The sequence below is a fragment of the Acetobacterium fimetarium genome (genome assembly GCF_014284475.1).
Lineage (GTDB): Bacteria > Bacillota > Clostridia > Eubacteriales > Eubacteriaceae > Acetobacterium > Acetobacterium fimetarium.
The window spans coordinates 129,677-147,728 of the sequence record NZ_WJBC01000003.1 but is presented as its reverse complement, the minus strand read 5'-3'; the positions used below and the strand labels follow the sequence as shown (position 1 = coordinate 147,728).

Annotated in this window: 19 protein-coding genes and 2 pseudogenes; 19 read left to right on the top strand and 2 right to left on the bottom strand. The window is 43.3% G+C overall.

Annotated elements, in window-relative coordinates:
• Nucleotides 1-50: 50 nt before the first annotated feature.
• A pseudogene (locus tag GH808_RS15760) lies at nucleotides 51-185 on the bottom strand (hypothetical protein); the annotation flags it as partial.
• A 17-nt stretch (nucleotides 186-202) separates the two neighbouring features.
• A complete protein-coding gene (locus GH808_RS03425; RefSeq protein ID WP_186841391.1) occupies nucleotides 203-1,066 on the bottom strand; it encodes a 4Fe-4S dicluster domain-containing protein in 864 nt (287 codons plus the stop codon).
• Between the two features lie 150 nt (nucleotides 1,067-1,216).
• On the opposite strand from GH808_RS03425, the gene GH808_RS03420 reads away from it, so the two are divergent.
• The 19 genes and pseudogenes from GH808_RS03420 to GH808_RS03330 all read left to right on the top strand — a co-directional run bounded on the left by GH808_RS03420 (nucleotide 1,217) and on the right by GH808_RS03330 (nucleotide 17,994).
• Nucleotides 1,217-1,939 (top strand): ABC transporter ATP-binding protein, encoded by a 723-nt coding sequence (locus GH808_RS03420; RefSeq protein ID WP_186841390.1) that lies wholly within the window; start codon nucleotides 1,217-1,219, stop codon nucleotides 1,937-1,939.
• On the top strand, nucleotides 1,939-3,621 hold the full coding sequence (locus tag GH808_RS03415) for a putative ABC transporter permease subunit (RefSeq protein WP_186841389.1): 1,683 nt from the start codon (nucleotides 1,939-1,941) through the stop codon (nucleotides 3,619-3,621). The genes GH808_RS03420 and GH808_RS03415 overlap by 1 nt, the downstream gene beginning before the upstream one ends.
• 259 nt (nucleotides 3,622-3,880) lie before the next feature.
• Nucleotides 3,881-5,944: a thioredoxin domain-containing protein gene (locus GH808_RS03410; protein WP_243166088.1), complete on the top strand. Its 2,064-nt coding sequence runs from the start codon at nucleotides 3,881-3,883 to the stop codon at nucleotides 5,942-5,944.
• A gap of 121 nt (nucleotides 5,945-6,065) precedes the next feature.
• Complete coding sequence (locus tag GH808_RS03405; protein WP_186841388.1) at nucleotides 6,066-6,551, top strand: ferritin-like domain-containing protein; 486 nt, start codon at nucleotides 6,066-6,068, stop codon at nucleotides 6,549-6,551.
• 291 nt (nucleotides 6,552-6,842) lie between these two features.
• Nucleotides 6,843-7,640 carry a molybdate ABC transporter substrate-binding protein gene (gene modA / locus GH808_RS03400; protein ID WP_186841387.1) on the top strand — a complete coding sequence of 266 codons (798 nt, stop codon included), beginning with the start codon at nucleotides 6,843-6,845 and terminating at the stop codon, nucleotides 7,638-7,640.
• A gap of 9 nt (nucleotides 7,641-7,649) precedes the next feature.
• A complete protein-coding gene (locus GH808_RS03395) occupies nucleotides 7,650-8,474 on the top strand; it encodes an ABC transporter permease (RefSeq protein WP_186841386.1) in 825 nt (274 codons plus the stop codon).
• On the top strand, nucleotides 8,471-9,208 hold the full coding sequence (locus GH808_RS03390; protein WP_186841385.1) for an ATP-binding cassette domain-containing protein: 738 nt from the start codon (nucleotides 8,471-8,473) through the stop codon (nucleotides 9,206-9,208). Before GH808_RS03395 ends, GH808_RS03390 begins: the two co-directional genes overlap by 4 nt.
• Nucleotides 9,198-9,941, top strand: a complete 744-nt coding sequence (locus tag GH808_RS03385) for a Rossmann-like domain-containing protein (RefSeq protein WP_186841384.1) — start codon at nucleotides 9,198-9,200, stop codon at nucleotides 9,939-9,941. The genes GH808_RS03390 and GH808_RS03385 overlap by 11 nt, the downstream gene beginning before the upstream one ends.
• Nucleotides 9,942-10,322: 381 nt before the next feature.
• Nucleotides 10,323-11,555: a cation diffusion facilitator family transporter gene (locus GH808_RS03380; RefSeq protein WP_186841383.1), complete on the top strand. Its 1,233-nt coding sequence runs from the start codon at nucleotides 10,323-10,325 to the stop codon at nucleotides 11,553-11,555.
• A gap of 32 nt (nucleotides 11,556-11,587) precedes the next feature.
• Nucleotides 11,588-12,892, top strand: coding sequence for an HdeD family acid-resistance protein (locus tag GH808_RS03375; protein WP_186841382.1), 1,305 nt, complete (start codon nucleotides 11,588-11,590; stop codon nucleotides 12,890-12,892).
• A gap of 364 nt (nucleotides 12,893-13,256) precedes the next feature.
• The gene (locus GH808_RS03370) at nucleotides 13,257-13,661 is read left to right on the top strand and encodes a hypothetical protein (protein ID WP_186841381.1); all 405 of its coding nucleotides are present in this window, start codon (nucleotides 13,257-13,259) and stop codon (nucleotides 13,659-13,661) included.
• A gap of 71 nt (nucleotides 13,662-13,732) precedes the next feature.
• Nucleotides 13,733-14,104, top strand: coding sequence for a NifB/NifX family molybdenum-iron cluster-binding protein (locus GH808_RS03365; protein ID WP_186841380.1), 372 nt, complete (start codon nucleotides 13,733-13,735; stop codon nucleotides 14,102-14,104).
• 103 nt (nucleotides 14,105-14,207) lie between these two features.
• Nucleotides 14,208-14,588, top strand: coding sequence for a DUF134 domain-containing protein (locus tag GH808_RS03360; protein ID WP_186841457.1), 381 nt, complete (start codon nucleotides 14,208-14,210; stop codon nucleotides 14,586-14,588).
• Nucleotides 14,585-14,941: pseudogene (locus GH808_RS03355) on the top strand (iron-sulfur cluster assembly scaffold protein); the annotation flags it as partial. The gene GH808_RS03360 and the pseudogene GH808_RS03355, both read left to right, overlap by 4 nt.
• 196 nt (nucleotides 14,942-15,137) lie before the next feature.
• Complete coding sequence (locus GH808_RS03350) at nucleotides 15,138-15,557, top strand: SoxR reducing system RseC family protein (protein WP_186841378.1); 420 nt, start codon at nucleotides 15,138-15,140, stop codon at nucleotides 15,555-15,557.
• 56 nt (nucleotides 15,558-15,613) lie between these two features.
• On the top strand, nucleotides 15,614-15,976 hold the full coding sequence (locus GH808_RS03345; protein ID WP_186841377.1) for a NifB/NifX family molybdenum-iron cluster-binding protein: 363 nt from the start codon (nucleotides 15,614-15,616) through the stop codon (nucleotides 15,974-15,976).
• A gap of 2 nt (nucleotides 15,977-15,978) precedes the next feature.
• Nucleotides 15,979-16,281: a BMC domain protein gene (locus GH808_RS03340; RefSeq protein ID WP_186841376.1), complete on the top strand. Its 303-nt coding sequence runs from the start codon at nucleotides 15,979-15,981 to the stop codon at nucleotides 16,279-16,281.
• Complete coding sequence (locus GH808_RS03335; protein WP_186841375.1) at nucleotides 16,278-17,141, top strand: ATP-binding protein; 864 nt, start codon at nucleotides 16,278-16,280, stop codon at nucleotides 17,139-17,141. Before GH808_RS03340 ends, GH808_RS03335 begins: the two co-directional genes overlap by 4 nt.
• Entirely contained in the window at nucleotides 17,119-17,994 is an 876-nt protein-coding gene (locus GH808_RS03330; RefSeq protein WP_186841374.1) for an ATP-binding protein, read from the top strand. The genes GH808_RS03335 and GH808_RS03330 overlap by 23 nt, the downstream gene beginning before the upstream one ends.
• The last annotated feature ends 58 nt before the right edge of the window (nucleotides 17,995-18,052 follow it).

Below are 18,052 nucleotides of genomic sequence, written 5' to 3'. Positions count from 1 at the left end.
AAGTCCCGGTGCGGGTGCCAGAACTCAGGTTGTCGACAGACCCGTACCGATCAATTGTTAATCAGTTGTTTGCTTGCAATTCGTACAGGCTGTCGCCTGTTCGCCTTGATGCAAACAACACGATGTAACAATTGTCGGTACTGCGTTAGTTCTTGGATGACAGTCACAGTCTGGTGCGTCTTCCGGGACTTCTTTTTGTGGCTTAATTCTCGAGACGTTCCATCAGGGCATCTTCAAAAGCGTTGAAACCGATTCGGTCAATCACCGCGCAGATGCGCTCGCCATCCTGGCCGAGAGCGGTATAGGTTTCCAGGATTTTTTCAATCGTGTCCGGAATTTCCGCAACCGCAATTAAATCCGTCAGACGATCTCCAAACCGGTATCCCCGGCCCATGCGGCCACCCAGATAAATGGCGATTCCTCTTGCCTCTTCGGTCATCGCATCGTGCGCACAGACTTTGGCGCATTCGCCGCAGTTAACACATTTTTTTTCATCCCAAACCAGTTTTTTATCCACCATCGTCAGTGATTTAGCCCGGCAGACTTTGGCACATTTGCCACAGTGCTTGCAGGCATCGGGATCATACTGCACATAGGATTGACCGACAAAACCGATATCATTGGTATTGGCTTTCGCGCAATTGTTTGGGCAGCCCACAAAAGTCAGCTTTGTTTTGGCATGAAGTTCCCGTCCGAAGAAACGGTCGTGACAGTCGCCACAGAGCTTCTGGGTGTCATAAAGACCGTGGGTACAGACGGTGCCTTTGCAGGCGACCAGGGGACGGACCTTTTTTCCGGTACCGCCATGCGTTAAACCACCGGCTTTCAGAGCTGCCTTGACGGCGTCAATGTCTTCATACTTGATCCAGGGGATTTCAACAGCCAGCCGGGTGGTTTCACCCAGGTAGCCGCGGCCATATTTTTCAGCAATATCAGCCAGGGTCAGTAGTTCCCCGGAAGTCAGATTTCCGGCGCGGCTTAAAATACGAAAGGAAAAATAGCCTTCCTGCTGTTGTGCGATGATTCCCTGGGATTTCAATGCTGCCATTTCATTTTGTGTGATCATGATATTACCTGCTTTCTTCAATAAAGGTTGAAAATGTCTTTTACATTATTCTATTCTTGTTTTCTAAAAACAATATTAAATTTTGCCCGCATTTTTTAAAACAGATATGATAAAATAAACGTTGCGATAAATAACAAAAAGGAGTTCGGAATGCTTAAACTTGATGAAGTATCAAAAACCTATGGAAACAAGAAGGAAAAAGCGGTCGATAATGTGAGCTTTCATGTTCATCCCGGTGAAATATTCGGGTTTGTGGGACCGAACGGAGCGGGCAAAACAACCACCATCAAAATGATTGTCAGTTTGCTGACTCCCAATAACGGAAAAATAATAATCAATGGGATTGACAATCAGGAAGATATCCAGGAAGCGAAAAAGCAATTCAGTTACGTTCCGGATAATCCCGAACTTTTTGAAAAAATAAAAGGCATTGAATATCTGAAATTTATGGCCGATGTCTATGATGTGCCGGTTGCAGAACGGCAACAACGAACGGAGAAATTTCTCGATGTTTTCGAAATCAAGGAAGCCATCAACGATCCCATTGGTTCCTATTCTCACGGCATGAAGCAGAAACTGGCGCTGGTCGGTGCCTTGATCCATGATCCTCAGCTGTTTGTCCTCGATGAGCCGATGGTCGGACTGGATCCCAAAGCTTCCTTTGAACTCAAAAAAATAATGCGGGAACACTGTGATCGCGGAAGGTCGGTGTTCTTTTCCACCCATGTACTGGATGTGGCGGAAAAGATCTGTGACCGGATCGCCATCATCAAAAAAGGAAAAATCATTGAAGTGGGGACAATGGCAGAAATTCGCGAAAAAGCCGGCAGCCAGGAATCTCTCGAAAATATCTTCCTGGAGCTGACGGAATAATGAAGGAGATATTGAGCTTAACAAAGCTGTTCATCAACGAATCGTGGGGGTTATCGCAATTTCTCTATAACAAGGCCAACAATAAAAAAGAATTCTACAAACAGGTATTCACGTTGATTATCGTCCCGGTTGCTCTGATTCCGGCCTTTTTTATGTATGTCTTTTTTATGATTGCACTGTATGCCGGGTTGCGGATGATCAACCAGGTATCGGTTTTTCTGAGTATCAGTTATATTATGACCGTGGCACTGATCCTCTTTTTCGGGATCATGTACGTGCTTTCGGAATTCTATTTTTCAAAAAATATCGAAGAACTGATTCCACTGCCGATCACTTCCGGGAAACTGATTATTGCCAAATTCTTCAGTATCCTGATACCGGAATACGTTTTTGCGGCCTTTCTGTTCGCGCCGGCGCTGATAATTTACGGTGTGGGAGAGGGCATGGGTGTAATCTACGCCATTCTGTCGCTGCTGGTGTTTTTAACGGTACCGGTGCTGCCGCTGGCGATGCTGACGGTCCTGATCATGCTGATTATGCAGTCCGGCTCATTTAACGGGCGACAGGATGTGCTGCAGATCATCTTTGTTTTTATCGGAATGGCATTGTTTATTGTGGCCCAGATATGGTTTGGCAATCAAATGGGACCGTCTGAGAATGTGGATTTTCAAATTCTGATGAGCAGTCTGTTAGCCAACAATGAAAGCCTTTTGAATACAATCGGTTACTTTGTACCGACGAGTTTACTGATGGCATGGGCACTCAACAAGATCACCCTGATGTCGTTTGTCTGGTCAGCCGCGATAATCGGCCTCACCCTGCTGCTATTTGCCTTGATGGTGGCAGTCGGAAAACAGGTTTATATCAAGAGCATTGTCCGGGGCAAAAGCCAGAAAAAGGGAAAGCCGCTGAGCGGGAGTGAACGACAGAAAGTTCTCGGGAAAAAAAGCCATAAAGCAATGGCGGTTTTCACGATGGATCTGCGGTTGCTGTTTCGGACACCGATATACTTTTTCAATAATGTCAGTATCGTCATCATTGTCCCGCTGTGTCTTCTGATCATGTTTCCCTTTCTTGATCTGACGCCGGAAGATTACGAGAGCATCAGAAGCTTTTACCGCGAATTGCCGCTGTTGGTGAATTTTGCACTGATCGGATTTTTCATTTTCTTTGGCGGCACATCGGCGGCTACGGCCTCGACCTTTTCCCGGGAAGGAAAGGCATCCTGGCTGACCCGGATGGTTCCGGTTTCAGCAGCCGATCAGATTATCGGGAGGACCGGGGTGGCCGTGCTGATTCAAAGCATGGGGATTGTCTTCACCCTTGTAACCGCACGGGTTTACATGCCGATTTCAATCTTCAGCATGATGCTGACGATTGTGCTCGGAATTCTTGGCTCGCTGCCGATTCTGCTGTTTGGCCTGTTTATGGATATGAACCGTCCTTTGCTTGACTGGGACAATCCGCAGAAGGCGGTCAAAAACAATATGAACGTGGTGATCACGCTCTTTGTGGGAATGGCCTACGCCGGAGTGCTGATTGCCGTTTCCGGACTGCTGGGCTATTTTGTGATGCCCTGGCTGGGCTATAGTTTCTTTTCAGCAATTAGTGTTATCATGACAATTGTCCTATATAAAACAATTGACCGCAATCTGGAAACACGACTGCTGAATTTTGAATAGACTATAAAGGTACGAACATTAATTGTTTTGATGTCGGTTTCCGCAACCAATTTGGTAACGTGTAGGCGAACAGTCGATAGACTGTCCGCTGTACAGTGTACATATTTCGCGAAGGCAACGAGCCAATCACAAGCTTGCTTGTAGTTGGCGACTGCCCGCGACCTCGAAGAAATTCGCGCAGCGATTTCTTCTGGTGGTTCGCGGAAACCGGCAGCGAAACTAACGGTTGTTTATATAAAAAGCAAAGGAGTGAGAACCAATGATACATGATGAAATGCAGAAAAAAGCAAATCGTCTGATAAATGAAAAGAGTCCCTATTTATTGCAGCATGCCTACAACCCGGTTGACTGGTACACCTGGTGCGACGAAGCTTTTGAAGAAGCCAAACGACAGGACAAACCGATCTTTCTTTCCATTGGATACAGCACCTGTCATTGGTGTCACGTGATGGAGAAAGAATCTTTTGAAGACCAAGAAGTGGCAGAGGTTTTAAACAAGTATTTTATCTGCATAAAAGTGGACCGGGAAGAAAGACCGGACATCGACCAGATCTATATGAATTTTTCCCAGGTAAGCACCGGACAGGGCGGCTGGCCCTTGAATGTGTTTTTAACTGCTGACCGGAATCCCTTCTACGCAGTCACCTATCTGCCGAAAATTTCCAGACGAAACCACCCCGGGATCATTGATGTGTTAATGGGAATTCAAAACCACTGGGCGAAAAAACAGGAAGACCTCAAAGAATCGGCCGAAAAAATGGCCGCTCTTTTGAATGCATTGGATAAGAGAACCAGTAAAGAAAAGCTTAAAAAAAGCGTTTTTGAAGATGCCTATGCTTATCTCAAAGAGAGTTTCGATCCGGAATACGGCGGTTTTGGGACAGCCCCCAAATTTCCGACACCGCATCAGTTACTCTATTTATTAAGGTACCATCAGGCATTTAATGAACCATATGCCCTGGAAATGGTTGAAACAACCCTGCAGCAAATGTACAAAGGCGGGATTTTTGATCATATCGGGTTTGGCTTTTCGCGATACGCCACCGATGAAAAATGGCTGGTTCCACACTTTGAAAAAATGCTCTACGATAATGCCCTGCTGATCATGGCTTACATCGAGGCCTATCAGGTGACCGGCAAGCCGCTTTACCGGAAAATTGCCGAGAAGACAATCAGCTATGTGATCCGGGATTTGCGGTCCCAGATCGGCGGGTTTTATTGTGCCGAAGACGCGGATTCCGAAGGGGAAGAAGGAAAATTCTATGGCTGGTCGATGGGCAAGGTTGAGAAAATACTCGGCAAGAATCGGGCGGAACTGTTTTTTAAATATTACCCGATGTCAATGGAGGGCAATTTTGAAGGAAAGAACATTCCCAATCTGATTTCGACTGACCTTGATGAAATTGAAAAATATCCGGAACTGGAAAAAGTGCTCAACGAGATGCGAACGGATCTTTTTGAACAAAGGGAGAAACGGATCCATCCCCATAAAGACGATAAAATACTGACGTCCTGGAATGGACTCATGATTGTGGCGCTGGCCATGGCAGGAAGAGTATTCCAGCAATCTGTTTTAACGCAACTGGCAGAACAGACGATGAATTTCATCGAAAAAAACCTGACCCGGTCGGATGGCCGCCTTTACGCCCGATATCGGCAGGGCGAGGCAAAACATCTGGGTTATCTGGATGATTATGCCAATATCGTCTGGGGTTATCTGGAACTGTACCAGGCAACCTTCAATACCGGGTATCTGGAAAAAGCGATCAAACGCTCCCTGGAAATGATCAGCCTTTTCGGCGGTGAAGCGTGCGGAGCAGCAGGATTCAACCTGTCCGGCAAAGATGCAGAAAAACTAATCGCCAATGCCAAGGAACTGTTTGACAATGCACAGCCGTCAGGAAACTCAGTTGCGGCCTACTGCCTGATCAAACTCGGAAAAATAACCGGAAAAAACCAGTCGGTCGATATTGCCAACAGCCTGTTTGACCATTTTGCTCAAAAGATCAACCAGGCCCCGATGGCATGCACCATGATGCTGAGTGCCAAACTGCTTGAAGAACAACCGACAACGGAAGTTCTGTTTGTCGGAGACACCGAAAATCCGATTATGACACAAATGATCGATCGGCTCAACAAAAAATATCTGCCCTTTTCAGTGATTGTTTCCAACAAGGAAAGCCATGATTTAGAACGGGTTAATGAATTTGTCGTCAACCAGAAAATGATCGATGACAAACCCACGGCCTACATTTGCAAAAATTACAAGTGTGAGCAACCGGTGACAACCCTTGAAGATTTCACCAGAATTATGGATGACTGACAACAGACGATGGCTGGCCCGATAGATTAAGCAAGTTCTAAAAATTGCAGAAACTTTCTGATTGAAGTTCATATTAATGGGTAAAACATCCTAAGATATAATTTTATGAAGGAGTGATCTTATGAACAGTTTGGAATTTGCGATAAAGATGGAACTTGATGGAGTAGAATACTACAAGCGACAGGCTGAAATAAATAAAGATAACCGTTTGAACACGGTCTTTCTTTTGCTGGCAAAAGATGAAGCTCGTCATGCTAAAATTCTGGAAAATGAATTCAAGGAACGGGACTATGAATTAACCGATAATGATACCCTCGCTGAAGCAAATAATGTGTTTAAAGGAAGCAGGGATTTTATCAATGAATTCAAGAAAATTCCCAATCAGCTTGATGCGTATCGCTTAGCGTTAGAAAAAGAAAGACAGAGCATTGAGCTATACAAAAAATTTCTATCCGAAGCGATGGATGACAAACTGACTGTATTATTTGAATATCTGGTGCAACAGGAAAAAGATCATTATAAAATACTGGAAGGCCTGATCTTGTTGGTGGAACGCCCCGAAGAGTGGGTTGAATCGGCCGAATTCGGCACAAGAGAAGAATACTGATCATCATGAGAGGATAAATAAATATAAGCCGATGATTTTAAAGTCGTTGAAAAACCGGGAGTTTTTCAGCGGCTTTTTCTTTATATCGGTAAAAACAAATAATATGTCAAGTCATCATTGCAACGCTGGTCTTGCACAAATTGATTTGATAATCATGTTCATTATTTATGCATTAAGCAATTTGGCAATGAAATATGTTGACGCGGTCTAAAAAAAAGGTGTATTATCTATATCAAGTCAAACAGAACAAAAACAGACCAAACAAAATAAATCAGGATGAGGAGAAACGTAATGAAAAGAGTGAAGAAATGGTTGGCGGTTTTATTGGTAGCGGGCATGGCGCTCGGTCTTGTGACGGGATGCAGCAGCAATACCGAATCGAAATCACAGGATACAGCAAAACAGGGAACAGCGCTCAGTGGCAAGAACCTGTTTGTTTATTGCGGCGCCGGAATGACAAAACCGTTTGGAGAGATTACCGATGCTTTCAAAGCTGAAACCGGCTGTGAAGTCCAGGTCGTTTATGCCAATGCAGCGCAGATTCAGAATCAGATTCAGACAACTCAGGAGGGGGATCTGTTTATTGCCGGTTCAGCGGATGAGCTCACCCCGGTGAAAGACATGGTCAAGGAAAGTAAGAATCTTGTCAAACACATTCCTGTGCTGGCTGTAAAAAGCGGCAATCCCCTGGGCATTACCGGATTGAATGATTTGACAAAAGATGGTGTTGAGGTTGTGCTGGGAGATGCCGACGCAACGCCAATCGGGAAAATTGCGAACAAGGCTTTAACGGATTTGGGAATCCTCGGTAATGTGAATGTTATCGCACGCGCGGCCACAGCACCGGAAATTTTCAACGCTTTATCCACGGATGAGTGCAATGCAATCATTGTATGGAAAGAAAATGTTCAGGGATCAACCACCGAAATTGTCAAGACGACCGACCTGGATGCCTATGTAAAAACCGTTCCGGCGGCAAGCTTAACATGCAGCCAAAATCCCGAAGCTTTGGGTGAATTCTTAACATTTCTTGATTCAGAAAAAGCCAAAAACATCTGGAAAAGTTATGGCTATGAATTGCTCAACTAAACGATATTCATGAAAAAAGATCGGCATATTTTCAATCTTTTTGAGATGTTTTCGATGATCACGGCTGTTTTTGTTGTCGGATTCACAGCGGTGTTGATTCTGACAATCATTGTGAAAGGTTTTCCGTATCTGGGAGAGACATTTTTTTCTGAAGAAGTTCAGTTTTCAATTAGAATGAGTTTGTACACAGCGAGTATCTCTACCTGTATCTGTCTGTTTCTGGGTGTTCCAACCGCTTACGCATTGACAAAGACGTCATTTCCGTTCAAGAAAATATGTCAGATTATCATCGAATTGCCGTTGTCGATGCCGTATCTGGTTTTGGGCTTGAGTCTGTTGCTGATTTTTTCATCGGATTTTGGGAAAGCGCTGAAAGAAATGGGTATCAGGGTTGTCTTTGATAAAAATGGGATTATTCTGGCCCAGACCGTTGTCAACTTGCCTTATGTGGTGCGTTTTGTTCGAAATGCATTTGAAGAGGTGGATGAGCGGCTGGAATTCATTTCCGGAAGTCTCGGCGCCTCAAAATGGGAACGATTCATTACGATCACGCTGCCGCTGTCCAAAAATGCCATCATATCAACGATTATTCTCACCTGGTCGCGAGGTCTGGGAGAATTCGGCGCGACACTGATGTTGGTGGGCGCAACGCGAATGAAAACAGAAACCTTGACAACATCAGTCTATCTGAATTTGGCAACCGGGGATACCGGTGCAGCGATGGCTTCGGCAACGATTATACTGATCATTTCATTTACATCGCTGTTTATTACAAATTGGCTGGGAAGAAAAAATGACCCCAAAAGTAGGATGAAGGATGTGACTTTGCGATGAACAAAATGGTAGAAATAAAAGATTTTTCGATCCGGTTAGGCAACTTTGAACTGAAAAACATCAATCTGGATATCTTCGATAACGAGATTTTTGCAGTACTGGGAAAAACCGGATCAGGGAAAACGGTGCTGCTTGAGTCGGTTGCCGGATTCTACCGACGGTTTTCCGGAAATGTGAATATTCAGGGAAAAAGTGTTGTTGATGTTCCGCTGGAAAAACGAAAAATTGGATTTGTCTATCAGGATTTTGGCTTGTTTCCACATATGACGGTATCTGATAATATCGGTTATGGATTGAAGATTCAAAAGCTGGACAAACAGAAGCGGGAAAAAAAGGTTGCTGAAATGGCAGAGATTTTGTCAATCGGACATGTTTTAAATCAGTATCCGGGAACACTGAGCGGTGGCGAACGTCAGCGGACGGCCCTTGCCCGGGCACTCGTTCTCGATCCCAAAATGCTGTTGATGGATGAACCCTTTTCGGCATTGGATCCGGCAACGAAACAGAGTATGTACAAACAGATTGAAACGATTCATCAGATTTTCGGATGCACAATTCTCTTTGTAACCCACGACTTCAATGAAGCACAGATCATGGCTGACCGAATCGGGATTATGGTTAATGGTGAGTTGCGGGGAATCCGAAAGAGTGTGAATTTGTTTGAAAGCTGTCAGGATGAAGAAATAAATAATTTCCTTTGGGGAAATTCGAGAGGAGTAAAAAATGCAGTTTAAAGATGCCCGTGCGGTTCTGGAATCAATATTAAATGAAAATAAAGAATTGAATCAACTAGGTATTGCAGTAAACAGTAGAGCGCTGAAGAATGAGGAAGCCATCGGTCACCCGGACCGCAAGGATTTTCCGCTGTTGACCGGGAAAGAAGTGCTTTTGCAGGCAGAAGTGGATGGCAGCATCGGTCAGGCGTTCACCAGTGATCCGATTGCCTATCAGGGAAACATCCGGGGGGTACTGGATTTGACTTCAGAGCGGTTGGGCAATCATGCGCTTCTGGTCGCAACCCTCAATGCGGTATCGCACAAACTCGGTCTGACCGATCATACCATTCATTGCCTTGATAACGAACCGGAGACCTGCGCCGAAAAAATCAGTCAGACTGTTCTGGAAAGACATGGCCGCTGCAAAATCGGTATCATCGGATATCAGCCGGCCATCCTGGAAAACTGTGTTCGGATATTTGGGGCAGACAATATCAAGATCAGTGATTTGAACAGAAATAATGTCGGCAGCCTTCGCCATGGCGTGAAAGTTCTCGATGGGTTGACCGATACGAAGGAAGTGGTTGATTTTGCCGATGTGCTGCTGATAACCGGCTCAATTCTGGCAAACGGAACCGAGCGAAGTGTGCTGGATGAATTGGAGAACAAACAGTTCTATTTATTTGGAACAACCTGTGCGGCATTGGCAAAGTATAATAATTTCAGTCGGTTATGCCCGTTGTCGAAATAAGCGGATCAACATCGCGAAATAGATTTGATAATAAATGAAAGATATTTTTGCGAATCGGCTTTTTATTCTTTAATTCATTATTAGACAATGGCGCTTTTTAAGACCATCAGATTGAGGATGATTCCTCATCAACTGATGGTCTTTATTTAGTTTAATATTTTTGCAAAAAAAAGCAAAACTGTTGTTGACATATGCCAACAACAGTTTATAATGAAATCATAGATAACATATGCCAATAACGGTTTGGCATATGGCTGCAAAAAACTAGGTGGATGCAAAAAATTATATTAAAACAGCTTTTGTTTGTGATTTCGAATAGAATCCGGACTTGCTTTTGTAGAAGCTTTCAGCAAGGATGGGTATGATAAGGATGGGTATGATATGGAAGTGAGCGAACGAACTGCGTTAATGGGAATGGCATTGAATTTCTTCATATTTGGAATTAAGTATGTATCGGCATCGGCATCTGGCAGTATTGCTTTAAAGGCTGAAGCGTTTCACACGCTTGCTGATTTTATTGCTTCGCTAACAGTTTTTGTTGGATTGAAGATTGCAAAAAGAAAAACAAAGGCATTTCCATATGGCCTTTATAAAATTGAAAACCTAATGTCTGTTGTTGTGGCGTTAGTTATTATTTATTCAGGATATGAAATCGTGCTGGAAGCAATAAATGCTGGCGCGACGGAATTAAAAAACTCACCGATTGCCATAGCCAGTCTGGTAATTGCAATAATAGCGACGTATGTTTTTTCAAGATATGAGAGAAGGGTTGGGAAAAAAATTAATTCACCAATTCTGTTGGCGGATTCGGCGCATATCCATACTGATGTGTTGAGCAACGCAGTTGTTTTAATAGCTATTATAACCAGCTTGATTGGTTATCAACTTGACAAAATAGCGGCTTTTATCGTAGCGGGTTTTATTTTCAAGACCGGTGTTCAAATGTTTTTAGATGGTATCAGAGTTCTTCTGGATGCTTCTTTAGATCATGAAACGCTCAGTAAGGTTGAGAAGATTATTTTGGAGACACCGCAAGTTATTGAACTGAAAAAATTAACCGGACGGAATTCAGGAAGATTCAAGTTCATTGAAGCTGATATTATATTAAAGGCTTATTATTTGGAGAAGGCTCATTTTATAGTGGATGGCATTGAAAACCGGATTAAGGACAAAATTAAGAATATCGACCATATCCTCATTCATTATGAACCGTTGCAGAAGGAAGAAACCGTTTATGCATTTCCATTAACGGAAGATAAAGCTTTGATTAACAGTCATTTTGGAGAATCACCCTATTTTATGTTGGTAAAATTCAAAGTCGGAGAAACGATTGCCAGTGAAGTTGATATTATCAATAATCCCTATATCAAGATCGAAAAAGGAAAAGGTATTCTAGCCGCTGAACTATTAACGCAAAATCTGATTGATTATATTATATTAAAAAATGATTTCAACAGTAAGGGACCGGCTTATGTCTTTTCTAATTCGAATACTGCGATTGTTGTGGTAGACGAAAGAACACCAGAAGAAGCCCTTGAAAGATTGGGCCTTGGTTATGATGCAAATACAGTAGTTGATAAAGAAAAGCTGATTGTAGAAGCTATCAAATTCTGATAGAATGGACGAAAAAAGGTTGGAGGTCTTTCATGGTTGGATTTAAGAATACGGCGCCGGTAGTCTGGCTGCTGGTGGCTGTCGCCGTGTTTATCAGTGGGATGATTTTATTGCTTGATGTCAAGCTTGCCTGGGAAATCACGGTGGCAATGGTGTCCGGGACAATATTTTTTGTAGGCATCATGTATCTGATGTCGTTGTTTCTCAAGCAAGATCAAAGCAAGTTCAAAGAGTTGGGGATCGGTCTGCTCTGCTTATTTGGCGGCGTCTCGATGTATCTCTTCCCGCACTTCATCCGGGTGACTTTCGCTTTTGTGGTGGGAATGCTGGGCATCATCATGGGGGCTTTCGTACTGCTGAGCAGCCTGAAACTGAGAAAAGATGGCGCCGCCTGGATCGGCACCTTGCTGATCGCGCTGGTATATATTGGCATGGGAATTGATATGGCTTTTTTTGCCACTACAGGCCGTCTCTTCGGCCTGATCTTCGGAATCTATCTGATTTTGTTCTCACTCAATATTTTCAGCGATGCCCTGGCGAGTCTGATGAAACATAACGATGGCGCGCAAAAAATGAAAAAGCATATCCGCATTTCACTGCCGGTGGTGATTGCGGCGTTTTTGCCGATCCGGTTACTGAACAAAGTGAATAAATTAGTGGAAGAAGAACCGGATGCGTTGCTGATACTATCCGAAAAAAACAAGCAGCAGGAAATTGACATGGAAATATTTATCCATACGAGAGCAGGTCTGATCCCGGGAATTGGTCATGTGGATGTATCCATGGGGGATCTGGTCTACAGCTATGGCAATTATGACACCGCCACCTGGAAAATGGGTGGATTTTTTGCGGATGGCGTGATGGTGGAAATGGATAAGGCTGCCCATGTCAAACAGGCGCTGGATGTGGAAAAGAAAATCCTGATGGGATATGGTCTGTCACTGCCGCCGGAACAAAAAAAGGGTGCCCAGGATAAACTGGGCGAGATCATCGCGAACCTGATTCCCTGGGAACCACTGGCAGAGCAGGCTGAAAAAGGCGAAGTTGGTGGAAATCCTGAGGACTACAATGATGTTTCCAGCCAGCTGTACAACGATGCCAAAGCCCGCTTTTATAAATTCAAGTTTGGCGATCCATTTAAAACCTACTATGCCATGGGAACAAATTGCGTCAAACTTGTGGATACGATTGTTGGTAAAACCGGCATCGACCTGATGAAAGTCAACGGCATCATCACGCCGGGCGCTTATCTGGATTATCTGGACCGGTTGTATGAACGGGGCGATTCGATTGTGGTTTCACGAACTCTGTATCAGGATATCGAAAATAGAGCCTGAGCTGCTGGTTCTGGTATTCAATGGTCTCAGCAGTGAAAGGGACCCGGGACAGAGCGCTCCGGTCAACAGACAAAAAATCAGCCAGTCCATCGCGACTGAAGGGAATCTCAAATTTGAGGTTCCCTTTTTTTGTTTGCGAGGCATGTTGCCTGATGTTTGCAAAGTTGTGTGGAGGGAGTTTTAAATAGTTGTTGACATATGTTCACAAGAGCGTATAATTTAGATGTAAATGACATATGCTTGAAATAGGCAAAAAAATTCAAAAGACCTGTGAGAAAATGCTAAAACGCTTATATCATGCGGAAAGAAATTGATTTTGCGTTTGATGTAAACCTAAAATAACTTGTTTGGAGGAAAGACAGACATGATAAAAATTGGTTTTCCGAGAGATTTCAGCCAGTTGAAAGTTCTTTTTCCGGAAAAAGAAAAAGAACGGGATTTATATATTGTTGCTGAAAACACCGAAACATCTGAAATGCTGGGAGCCATTCGATTCTTTTATAAAAAAAATCGGGTGGATATTTATGAAGCCATCCGACTTTATCAGGGGGCGCAGTATATGGTGATATTTGATGGAATGGTCAGAACGCTGCTTTATAAAATGGCTGAAGAGGAGTGCACAACGGTCGCAGTTCATCAGGCAAAAGAGGAAGTGGAAAAATATTTTATGGACCATGAATTTACAAAAGAAGCAGAAGTATTGATGCATAAAGATTTCCCCGGTGAATTCTTCAAACCATGCCCGGGTTGTAGTGAAAAAGAAAAATAGCAGATCAGAATTTTATCAGACTGATTGAAAACGTTTGTGTCTGAGTCTGATAAAAAAATAAGGAGGAACAGATGTATTTAGCGATGGCAATGGATGGGCATAATTTGGCCAGCAATGTATCACAGCGGTTTGAAGACTGTGGATATTTGTTGATTGTGGAGACGGATGATTTGAGTGTTAAGGTGATTGAAAATAAAGCGGAGCTCTCAGCTGAAAATCTGGCTCAAAAAATCATCGCAGCGGATTGTGAAGGCGTGATCACCGGAATGTTTGATCATCCGGAAGCCTTTGATGTTTTAGCAGACGCCTGCATCACACGATATCTCGGCTCAGGGCATTCTGGAATGAAAGCGCTTGATTTAATGAAAAAGCGCGAATTGAAATTAATCAGAAATATTGAAGGAACCGATCAATGCGATCCCAATCATCACGAGCATCATTAAATTGAGTAGAAAATTTAATGATTGTTATTGACATATGTTCACAAAGGGGTATAATAACAAGTATAAATAACATATGTCCAAAACAATCAAGGAGGTGCTGGATATTTCAAGACCAAGAAAATGGCGTAAAGTGTGTTGTTTGCCGGCAAGCAGTTTGTTTGGATCGCTCAATGCGACCAATATCAATGACGGAATAATAAACATGGCTGTTGAGGAGTATGAAACAATCCGATTGATTGATTTAGAGGGATATACGCAGGAAGATTGTGCAAGCCATATGAATGTTGCCCGGACAACTGTCCAGTGGATCTACAATGACGCAAGAAAAAAAATTGCGGAAGCATTAGTAAATAATCGGATCTTGCATATCGAAGGCGGTAATTACAAGCTTTGCGATGGCCTCGAAGAATCATGTGGATGCAGCAGTTGTAGCAGACATAAATTGGACAGCAATTCTATCGATGATGGTAATGGAGGTGAATAATCATATATTCTGAAACAGTGATGGAACATTTCAAGAATCCGCAAAATGCCTATGGCATGATCAATCCCGATGCGCAAAGCGCTGTCGGAGATCCTTCATGTGGCGATTCCTTGAAAATGTTTATAAAAGTTAAGGACAATAGAATACAGGAAATCAGTTATCTTGTCTTCGGCTGTTGTGGCTCAATTGCCACATCGAGCATGACCTCTGTGCTGGCAAAGGGCAAAACGCTTGAAGAAGCATTGAAAATCACCGAAGAGGATGTAATCGAAGCGCTGGATGGTTTGCCGGAAGAAAAAAAACATTGTTCAAATCTAGGCGTCAGTGCTTTGAAACTGGCAATTCAGGATTATGAGTGTAATCGTTCAAAATCAAAGCTGCAGAAGGTAGAAATGAATGCATCAAGGAATTGTGAAACGATTAAAAACAAAATCATCGATCGGATGGTTTATCGGTTTTATAAGAGATGATTCGATTTACACGGGATCAATAAATGTGGAAAACTGATGGAAGGTAAATAAGCAATACACATATGATGGAGCTGATTAAATGAGAAACGAAACAATAGGCATTGTCACCGAGACGAAAGGTGACTTGGCTTTGGTAAAACCGATGACGCATCTGAATTGTGATAGTGGTCATTGCTGCCAGGGTGAGGATGTACTGAAAGTAATTCTGGAAATGAACAATGAAATTAATGCCCGCGTGGGAGATAAAATAGTTTTTGAAGCTAAACAGGTCGGGATGCTGTCAGTGGCATTCATGCTTTTCGCTTTGCCGTTAATTCTGATAACTTTAGGAGCGATGACCGGTTATTATCTTTCAGGGAAATTGGCAGTCGCAGCAAATACTGCCGCCATTGTGGGAGGAGTAGCTGCTTTTCTTGTCGCGGCAGTAGTGATAAAAGGATTTGATCGATTTGTAGCGACAAATAAAAGTCTGAGACCAGTAATTAAGAGAATTCTCTAACAAGGACCAGGCTGATTTAAAATAGTTAAAAAAATGATAATACGGAGGAAGAATTTATGAAAATTGCAATACCAGCAGATGAAAATACCCTGGAAAGTGAAGTTTGCATGTCGTTTGGACGGGCCCCCTATTTCTACATCCATGATACAGAAACGCAGACTGGTGAATTTGTTGAGAATAAGGCGGCGATGGCTTCCGGCGGAGCTGGCATAAAAGCCGCTCAAATTGTGCTGGACAGCACCGCTGAGGCTTTAATCACGCCGCGTTGCGGGGAAAATGCCGCGGATGTTTTTAAAGCTGCAAAAGTGAAAATTTATAAAAGCGTGATCGGGTCAATTCAGAATAACATCGACAATTTTAATGATGAAAAGCTGGATGCCTTGGATCATTTCCATGCCGGATTTCATGGCGGTAATTAAGTATGAAAACAGAATTAATCAATGGGGTGTCCCAGGGAACGCTGGAAATTATTTCACGAAAAGTATATGACAAGCAAATTGCTGAACGTATTCTTCAAAATGAATTTACGGCGGTTGGATTGTGTCAGGGAGACGTCATGAGCATACTGGTAGCCAGTGATATCGCTGAAAAAACGTCAGAGGTTGTAGTCAGTGAAATAACCGGAATGTGTCCGCAGCATATGACCTGTCTGGGCGTGTTTGGTGATGTCACATCAGTTGAAGAATCGCTGGCAGCGATAGAAAGCAGGTTTAATAAAAAGTGAAAATAGCAGTACTCAGCGGGAAAGGTGGAACCGGAAAGACATTGGTTTCAGTAAATCTGGCTTCAGTTTCAAAGCATTCCGTCTATGTTGATTGCGATGTTGAAGAACCGAATGGGCATCTGTTTTTCAAACCGACAGAATTAAAAAAAGAAAAGGTTTCAATCAAAATTCCGCTTGTCGATGAGGATCTTTGTATTGGTTGTCGAAAATGTGTTGATTTTTGCAAGTTCAATGCCCTGGCTGCAGTTCTCGACAAATTGATTGTATTTGAAGAAGTCTGCCACGCCTGCGGCGGATGTATCCTGCTTTGTCCGACCAATGCCCTGACAGAAAAGGATAAAGCGATTGGCGAAATACAAAAAGGGGTATCCGATCAGGTTAAAGTGATTTCCGGCATTCTCAACACCGGGGAAGAATCAGGCGTTCCGATTATTAAACAACTACTAAAGGATATCAATGATGAATCGAATCCGGTATTTATCGACTGTCCGCCGGGGAGTGCCTGTATAGCGATGGAGAGCATTCGCGATGCAGATTACTGTATTCTGGTTGCTGAACCGACAATATTCGGGTTGCATAATTTTAAAATGGTTTATGAGTTGGTGAAAATCTTTAATAAACCCCATGGGGTTGTCATCAACAAGTGCTTTGATGATGAAAATGAAAACCTGATCGAAAAATATTGCAATGAGCAGGCGATAAAAGTACTCAGTAAAATTTATTTTGAAAGTGAATTGGGAAAACTCAACTCAAATGCTGAAATTGCGTCAAGAAAAAGTGAAAAATACAAGTTGATGTTCACATCTTTGCTTCAAACCGTGATCGAGGAGGTACCGCATGAAACAGTTACTCATTCTTAGCGGTAAAGGCGGAACGGGAAAAACAACGGTTGCCAGTGCCTTTATCAAAACCGAACATGCCAGAGCTTATGCGGACTGTGATGTTGATGCACCCAACCTGCACCTTGTTCTGGAGCAGATTAATCAGCCCCAATGCACAGATTTTTATGGCATGCCCAAGGCAGAAATAAATCCGGATTTGTGTGCGAAGTGTGACCGCTGCCGAGAGCATTGCCGATTTGATGCCGTATTGGTGGATGATGGCAGGTATCACGTTGATCCGTTTGCCTGTGAAGGCTGTGGGGTTTGCATGGTAGTGTGTCCGGTTCGGGCCATCTCTTTAAAGCCGCATCTTGCCGGCGAGCTGATGCTCTATGCAAATGATGAGTCCGTATTTTCTACGGCGCAGTTAAAAATGGGAAGTGGAACAACGGGGCTGCTTGTCACCGAGGTTAAAAAGCAAATGAAATCGGTCGATGTTCACGCGGACATTGCCATTATTGATGGATCGCCTGGAATCGGCTGTCCGGTCATCGCTTCATTAAGCGGGGTGGATATGGTTCTAATTGTTGCAGAACCATCGGTATCGGGAATCAGCGATATGGAGCGGATCATTAAAACAGCTCAAACCTTTCATACCAGAATAGCGGTGTGTGTCAATAAATACGATACCAATCTGGAGAACACGCAAAAGATCAAAGCGTACTGCGAACAAATGAATTTACCTTATACCGGAAGTATTCCTTACGATGAAAATGCCATTAAGGCCATTAACGATGGCAAAACGATCGTTGACATTGTTTGTGATGCCGGTTTTGCAGTCCGAAAAGTTTTCAACAACACCGTCAGGGTGTTACTTGATAAAAGTCAGTAATAGCATCTTGCAGGAAAATATTCGGGTAAATGCCGAATGTGGTTAATCTGCTTATAAA